We start from the raw sequence: 3,550 nt of genomic DNA, 5'->3' as shown, positions 1-3,550 counted from the left end.
ATAAATCGGACTAGAGCGGATAGGCCTCTTCATACGCTCTACAAGGATAAACGGCTTCTCCGTCCTTACAGCGAACCTCGTTTACCGTAAGACTGGAACAATCAGCAGAGTTGTACTTACTGATATTTAAAAAGGAGCCTCTCCCAAAGGAAAGACTCCCTACAGCCCCCTACTGCACCGAGCTCACGCCCGAATTCGGGTTCGGCGTGCCGTACAACCCGACCTCGCGATCGTACGCGTCGAAGATTTTGCGCGCGATCGGCGCGGCCCCGTAGGCTCCGTAGCCGCCTTCCGGCACGACGACCGCCACCGCGAGCTTCGGCTTCTCCGCCGGCGCGTAGGCGATGAACACGGCGTTGTTGATCTCCTGCCGCGCAATGCTCTGCGTGGACGTCCCCGTCTTGGCGGCAACCGTGTAGGCCACGCCGTCGAAGCCGTCCTTGTTCACGAGCAACATGCCGCGTTGGATCGTATCCCAGTAATCCTTCGGATACGACACCTCGTTCAGCACTTCCGGCTGGAATGTCTTGATCAGCTGATTGTCGTACGTCGTCAGCTTGTCGACGAAGTTCGGCTTCAGCCGCTTGCCGCGGTTGCCGAGCATCGCCGTGAATTGTGCCAGCTGCAGCGTCGTATATTTGCCCATCTGGCCCCAGGAGGCGCGGACGAGCGCGGATTGCGGGCTGGCGTTTTTGGCCTCATGATTATAGTCCGCGATGCCGGCCGACTCATAGCGCAGCCCGCTGCCCGTCTTCACCCCGAGCCCGAACTCCTTCATATAGTCGTCCCAAACCTTCATCTCCGTCCCGCTGCTCCGGTACCGGTTGTACAGCCGCAGCCCGATCATCTCCGACATGTACGTATTGGATGAGCGCCAGATGGCCTGCCAAGCATTGATCGGCCCCCATGCATGCCCGTCAGAGTTATTAATCGTCGTGTTGTCCTTCCCGAACGTCATCCGCCCGGTGTCGTTATACGTCTCATTCGCCGTAATAATGCCTTCCTTCAACCCGATCAAGATGGATAGCGGCTTGATGGTCGATCCCATATACACCAACGATGTAGGATGCTTCGCCCGCTCCTTGGAATCCGAATAGTTCGCATACACCTCGGAGATGGCGCCGTTCAGATATTGATACTGAATTTGATTGTAATCCTCCGTGCTGATTCCGCCATGCCAAATATTCGAATTGTAATCCGGCATACTGGCCATAGCCACTACGTTACCGGTGTCAACCTCCATCGCCACGGCATATCCGGTTGTTGCATTCGGAGCGTAGCGCCACACATCGTTCCGAAGACTGCGAATCGTCTGCAAATGGTTCACAATCGCGGTTTCCGTCTCCAGCTGAATATCCTTATTGATCGTCAAATAAACGTTGTTGCCCTTATCGGGTTTCGTAAGCGACACCGGCCCGACGATTTTTTGCGCCGCATTGACCGGATACGTCTTGATCCCGTTTTTGCCGCGCAGCTCATCCTGGAACAAATACTCAATGCCATCGTAGCCGACTTCCTCGGAATCCAGATACTCGACGGTCGGGTCCTTGGACTCCGCCTTCTTGCGATAAAAGTCCAGACCGCCTCCATCCTTGTTGCGAGCCGAGGAAAACGACTTCAAGTAACCGACCAACTGCACCGCAATCGTCTTGTCATTGTAGTGCCGGATGCTCTCCTCCTGAATCTCAACCCCCGGAAACTCATCGCGATGCTCCGACAAGTAGGCGATCTCCTGATTGATCAGGTCCGCCTTGAGCCGACGAGGCTGCGAGTAGTAGCCCGGCTCCTTGGTCGCTTTTTTATTGAGATCATACCCGACGTCCATCCGCTTGATAATATCTTCCGCCGCAATCGCCTGCTTCGCATCCCCGTAATCGCGAAACACCGCTTCCAGCTTATAAGCCAGCTGCACAACGGCATCCTTGTCGGCTTTGCCAGGCTCAATCGTGTAGAACACGGACTGCGTGGAGGTCGACTCGGCGATCGGATAACCCTTCTGGTCAAAAATCGTCCCCCGAATCGGCGGAATCGAATGCTGCATAATCGATTTGTTCGACTCTTCCTCAGACAGCGCCTTCCCTTCCACAAATTGAAGCAGCGCGAGACGGACGATCAAGATGGAGAATAGGAGAAAGATCGCGAGGAAAAAAAAGTTCAACCGAAACGAAAAATGCCTATGCTTGGACAGCTCTTCTTTTGCCGGATCCACAGTGGTATTGGCCATGACCGATGCTCCCCCTCTCAGCCCAACAATTCCCGCAGCGAATGAATGCCATCGCCCTGGTGATACGCATAACGTTTGATTTTTACCGCTTGAATGCCCACTTGCCCCGGCGCCCAGATATCGTTCTGGTCATGATCGCCTACATATAGCACTTGACTCGCCGGCAGCCCCGACTGCTCGAGCGCCAGCTGAAAAATCGCCGGATTCGGCTTCTCGAGCCCCACTTCCGTAGAGACGATAATCGGGTCGAAATAATAGTCAATCTCCATGTACTTCAAAATATGACGCAGCGTCGGGGCAAAATTCGAGACGATCGCCATCCGGTAACCGAGCGCCTGCAGTCGTTCCAACGTCTCCCGAACATCCTCGAACAGCACATATTGCTCCGGCGAAACGAATAGATCATACAGCTCGTGGCACCAGCGGTGCAGCGTCTCCTCCTCGGCATGTCCCGCCGCCGCCAGATCGTCCAGCATATGCCGGTACAGCTTGACCCAGAACAGCCGGTCGGACTCGGGGGAGCAGAGCTCATTGCCAAGCACGGGTTTATTGTAGTAGAGAAGCCGGAAGGCAGCGTCGAAGCTGTCTCCGATTTCAGTATCTGTCCGGTGAAACTCACGTTCAGCGAAGTAACGCCGCATCGTTTCGCGGGCGCCAGGGACCGTCAGCAGCGTATCACCTGCATCGAAGAAGACGGCTTTGTATGGTGAGGTCGGGTGTAAAATCATATGTAGCAGGAAGCTCCCTTTATCATTGAGGTCATACTATTAGTTTACCACAGCGCAAGAGGGGGAGTAAGGCCTGCAGCCGCCCCGAAATATGAAAAGGCTATGAACGTAGAACCTCGCAGCGCGCAAAAAATCTCAAACCTCGACGAACACGAGACTTGAGACCTCGAAACTTACGATCAGACATTCCTATCCCGAAACTTTTCCGGACACAGAAGCCCTTATTTTTTCGAAAACAGCCCATCAACTAGCTTTGCCGGACAGAGGAGACCTTATTTCGCCAATCCTGCCTTCCAATCAGGCCATTTTTCACAAATAAGGGCTCCTGTGGCCGCCAAATGCTGCAAAACCACCATTTTGGTGAAATAACGCATCTATTGTCCGGCAAACGAATCTGCTTCGAAAAGCCAGCCTAACCGTCTACCTGCACGCTGTCCGCCTGACCAACTGCCACCCCATCTGTAACCATCCCTAACCGTCTACCCATCCTTATGCCAGCCTGTCCCTAACCGTCTACCCATCCTCCTTATGCCAGCCTGTCTGCCAAACCGTCTACCTGCACACCCACCAGCCAGCTATATAAGTTGAATCAAAGTCC

At 54.3% G+C, this 3,550-nt stretch carries 2 protein-coding genes; both read right to left on the bottom strand.

What is annotated here, in order from left to right; translation table 11 throughout:
- Nucleotides 1–169: 169 nt before the first annotated feature.
- Nucleotides 170–2,224: a peptidoglycan D,D-transpeptidase FtsI family protein gene (locus tag PKO02S_RS31685; protein WP_127589242.1), complete on the bottom strand. Its 2,055-nt coding sequence runs from the start codon at nt 2,222–2,224 to the stop codon at nt 170–172.
- A gap of 17 nt (nt 2,225–2,241) precedes the next feature.
- Nucleotides 2,242–2,952 (bottom strand): HAD-IA family hydrolase, encoded by a 711-nt coding sequence (locus PKO02S_RS31680; RefSeq protein ID WP_127589240.1) that lies wholly within the window; start codon nt 2,950–2,952, stop codon nt 2,242–2,244.
- Nucleotides 2,953–3,550 lie beyond the last annotated feature (598 nt).

Origin of the sequence: Paenibacillus koleovorans NBRC 103111 (assembly GCF_004000845.1) — a bacterium.
Classification (GTDB): Bacteria; Bacillota; Bacilli; order Paenibacillales; family NBRC-103111; genus Paenibacillus_AA; species Paenibacillus_AA koleovorans.
This window is presented reverse-complemented; position numbering and strand designations above follow the sequence as displayed.

Excerpts from the sequence above, each read along its gene's own strand:
- PKO02S_RS31685 (WP_127589242.1), bottom strand. The coding sequence starts at position 2,224 with ATGGCCAATACCACTGTGGATCCGGCAAAAGAAGAGCTGTCCAAGCAT.
- PKO02S_RS31680 (WP_127589240.1), bottom strand. The coding sequence starts at position 2,952 with ATGATTTTACACCCGACCTCACCATACAAAGCCGTCTTCTTCGATGCA.